The sequence below is a fragment of the Spirillospora sp. NPDC046719 genome (assembly GCF_040645715.1).
Taxonomy (GTDB): Bacteria; Actinomycetota; Actinomycetes; order Streptosporangiales; family Streptosporangiaceae; genus Spirillospora.
The window spans coordinates 1-3,300 of record NZ_JBEYYT010000707.1 but is presented as its reverse complement, the minus strand read 5'-3'; the positions used below and the strand labels follow the sequence as shown (position 1 = coordinate 3,300).

Genomic DNA, 3,300 nt, shown 5'->3' with positions numbered 1-3,300 from the left:
CCGCGTGGGACGCGCCCGTCCCGTTCCTGGTCGTCCCCGACCCGGAGGGGCCCGGGCAGGACCGGCTGTGGCCGGCGCTGCGCCGGCTCGGCACCGCCGCGATCGGGCCGACGGTGCCGCTCACGCAGGGCGCGGTGTCGCTGCGGTGGGCGCGGCACGCGCTGACGCTCGTCGAGCGGGGCCTGCTCCCCGGCGGGGAGCCGGTCCGGTGCGTCGAGCACATCGCCTCGCTGGCCACGCTGGCGGCGGAGGAGCTGGTCGGCGCGACCGCCGGGGCCGTGCTCGGCCCGCTGCTCGACCTGGCGCCGGCGCGCCGGCAGCCGCTGGCCGAGACGCTGCTGACCTACCTGCAGTCCGGCGACAACGCCGTGGTCGCGGCGGAGCGGCTGCACATCCACGAGCAGACCGTCCGGTACCGGCTGCGGCGCATCGCGGAGCTGACCGGCGGCCGGTTCACCGACCTCGACGGCCGGCTCGACGTGATGCTGATGCTGAGCTGGCTGGTGCGGTCCGGGCGCGCGGAGGAGCCCGCCTGACCCCGCCCCCGCCTGACCCCGCCCGCTGACCGCTCAGCGCCCGGCGGGCGGGCGGGCTAGGTTCCGGCGAGGTGGTGGCCGAGGAACGCGAGCTGCGCCGGGAGGCGGGGACGCCAGAAGCCGCCGTCGTGGCATCCGCCGCCCATGGACCCCTCCGGATGGATCCGCCCGCGCAGCTTGCGGACCATCGGCGCGAACGGGTCGCTCGTGCCGCAGTCGACGCGGATCGGGACGCCCTTCAGCGCGTCCAAGGCGTGGAAGACGTCGTTGCGGGCGAAGTCGGCGGCGCCGTCGAAGGACCGCGCGTTGGTGCGGCGCGCGTCCTCGTAGGAGGCGAACAGGGCCGGGGACGAGGCGACCACGGCGGCCGTTCGAGGAGCGCCCAGCCTGCGCGCCAGCACGAGCGCGCCGTAGCCGCCCATCGACCAGCCGATGGCCCCGATCCGGCCGGTGCGGGCGCCCTGCCCGCGCAGCCGCGGCAGCAGCTCGTCGACGATCATGCCGATGGGGTCGTCGCCGTCCGCGCGGGCGTGCCAGTAGGTGTCGGGCCCGCCGTCGACGGCGACGATCGCGAACGGGGGGACGCCGCCGCGCGCGACCGCGTCCGGGAGGTAGCGGTCCAGCGCGAGGGACCGGACGGCGGACGCGCCGTCCCCGCCGCTGCCGTGCAGGGCCACGGCGACCGGGAGGCCGCGCAGGGACGTGGTCGCGGCGGGCAGGACGACGGTCGCGGTGACGTCCGTGCGGCGGCGCGCCGAACGCCAGGCGATCCGCCGGACGGCGGTGGACGCGGCGGGCGGCGCGGGCACGTTCCCGCACCTGCCGAGCGCCTCGGCGAGGCGGACCCTGCCGGGCAGGACGTCGTTCTCGACCAGGGCGTACCCGGTCCCGCCGGCCGCCGCGAAGGCGCCGAGCCCGCCGAGGCCGCCGAGCAGCAGCGCGCGTCTGGAGATCACAGGAGTCCTTCCGGGAGGGGACCGACACCCGCTTGGACCTCCGAAAGGTCCGGAAGGTTCTACGAAGATCGCATTTCGCGGCGGAGGAGGGCGGGGACCGTCCCGGTCAGGGCGCGGCGGGTTCGTCGGCGCGGCCCGGCGCGGACTGGGAGTGCGACAGGACGGTCACCCCGGCGGTGAGCAGGACCGCGCTCAGCGCGACCGCGGCGAACGCCGAGAGCGACCGCGGCGGCTGCGTGTGGAAGGCGAAGACGGCCAGCACGTAGGACGCGACGGGGTTGGTCATCGTCATCGCGGTCATCGCGGCGGGCAGCGATCCGGCGGCGAACGCCTTCTGCTCCAGCACGAGGCCGAGCAGCGTGGACCCGGCGAGCGCGTACCCGGGCCAGTCGAGCGCCGTGGCGGCGACGCCGCGCTCGACCAGGTCGGCGGTGGTGAGCTTGATGAGCACGGCGGTCGCCGCGAACATCAGCCCGGAGCAGATCCCGAGCAGCACGGCCCGGACCGTCCCGCGGCGGATGTTCGCGGCGCGCGACAGCGCCAGCACGAACGGGACGGCGACCAGCCCGGCGAGGATCAGCCGGGGCCGGGACGGCTCGCCCTGCGAGGGGATCGCGCCGGGCACGGTGAACAGCACCGCCAGGCCCGCGGTGACGGCGATCCCGCCGACCAGGTCGCCGCGGGCGGGGCGGCGGCCGAGCACGGCGGCGCCGAGCAGGATCGTGAACACCAGCTGGGTGACCAGCAGCGGCTGGACGAGCGCGGTGGAGCCCAGGTGCAGGGCGGCGGCCTGGCTCATGAACCCGCCGAGGTTCGAGGCCCAGCCCGCCAGCCACACCGGGTCGCGCAGCAGCGCGCCGATCAGCTGGACGGCGGGGACGCGCCCCTTGCCCTCCCCCACGGCGCGGCGCGCCGCCCGGTACTGCAGCGCGGCGGCCCCCGCGAACAGCAGCGCCGCCAGCACGCTGAACGCGGCCGACCACGCCATCAAGGCGTTCCGGTCTGCGCGCCGCTGCGGCCGGGATCGGCGTCGACGCCCAACACGGCCGCGAGCTTCTCGAACGCCCGCAGCAGGCCGCCGGCGAACCGGTCCGCGCCGGGCAGCACCCGCGTGTCGGCGGTCACGGAGACGTGCAGCGCCCCGCCCCGGCTCAGCGCGCCGACCGCTATCGGGACGCCGCCGGCGGGCGTCAGGATCGGGTGGAGGGCGCCGAGCGGCGCTCCGGCCAGCGCCAGCGGGCCGGAGGGGCCGCGCAGGTTCGCGACGACCGCGCCGGCGAACGGGGCCGCGCCGGCGGGCCGACCGGGTCGCTCTCCGGCCGTCCGGCGCATGTCCGCGAGCCGTTCCCGTAAGGGGCGGCCGTCGACGGGGACGTCCAGCCGGCGAGGCCCGCCGGGGCCGTCGAGCGCGGCGGCGCGTCCCGGGGCCGCCCCGGGCGGCTCCGGCGGGACGGCGACGCGCAGCGTCCACGCGCCCGGCGGCGCGGCGCTCTTCTCCGCGGCGGCCTCCGCGGCGGCCTCGGCTGCCGCGTCGCCGATCAGGGCGGCCAGCAGGCCGGTGACCCGGACGCCGGCGGCGCGGGCGACCTCGCGGACCCGGTCCAGCGGCAGCGTGGCGGTCCCGAAACCGTGCCGGGGGACGGCCGGACCGGTGATCGCGGGGGGTTCCGCCAGGGCGGGCGGCGCGGGCGCCGGCAGCACCGCGGCCCGGCCGGGCGCGGGGGCTTCTCCGGCCGGGTCGAGGATGCCGCGTAGCACGTCGAAGGGGCCGCCGCCGTCCGCGAGGGCGCGGTGGAGGAGGACGACCA

The 3,300-nt window shown here is 78.2% G+C and carries 4 protein-coding genes; 1 reads left to right on the top strand and 3 read right to left on the bottom strand.

Annotated features, from left to right (window positions below; translation table 11 throughout):
• Positions 1 to 536 (top strand): PucR family transcriptional regulator (locus ABZ914_RS48975; RefSeq protein ID WP_500201459.1); only part of this gene is annotated, 536 nt, incomplete at its 5' end.
• 56 nt (positions 537 to 592) lie between these two features.
• Here ABZ914_RS48975 and ABZ914_RS48970 read toward each other — a convergent pair.
• The 3 genes from ABZ914_RS48970 to ABZ914_RS48960 form a co-directional block, all read right to left on the bottom strand.
• The gene (locus tag ABZ914_RS48970; protein WP_500201458.1) at positions 593 to 1,492 is read right to left on the bottom strand and encodes an alpha/beta hydrolase; all 900 of its coding nucleotides are present in this window, start codon (positions 1,490 to 1,492) and stop codon (positions 593 to 595) included.
• Between the two features lie 106 nt (positions 1,493 to 1,598).
• Positions 1,599 to 2,480 carry a DMT family transporter gene (locus ABZ914_RS48965; RefSeq protein ID WP_500201457.1) on the bottom strand — a complete coding sequence of 294 codons (882 nt, stop codon included), beginning with the start codon at positions 2,478 to 2,480 and terminating at the stop codon, positions 1,599 to 1,601.
• A partial coding sequence (locus tag ABZ914_RS48960) for a WS/DGAT domain-containing protein (RefSeq protein WP_500201456.1) occupies positions 2,480 to 3,300 on the bottom strand: 821 nt, incomplete at its 5' end. The genes ABZ914_RS48965 and ABZ914_RS48960, both read right to left, overlap by 1 nt.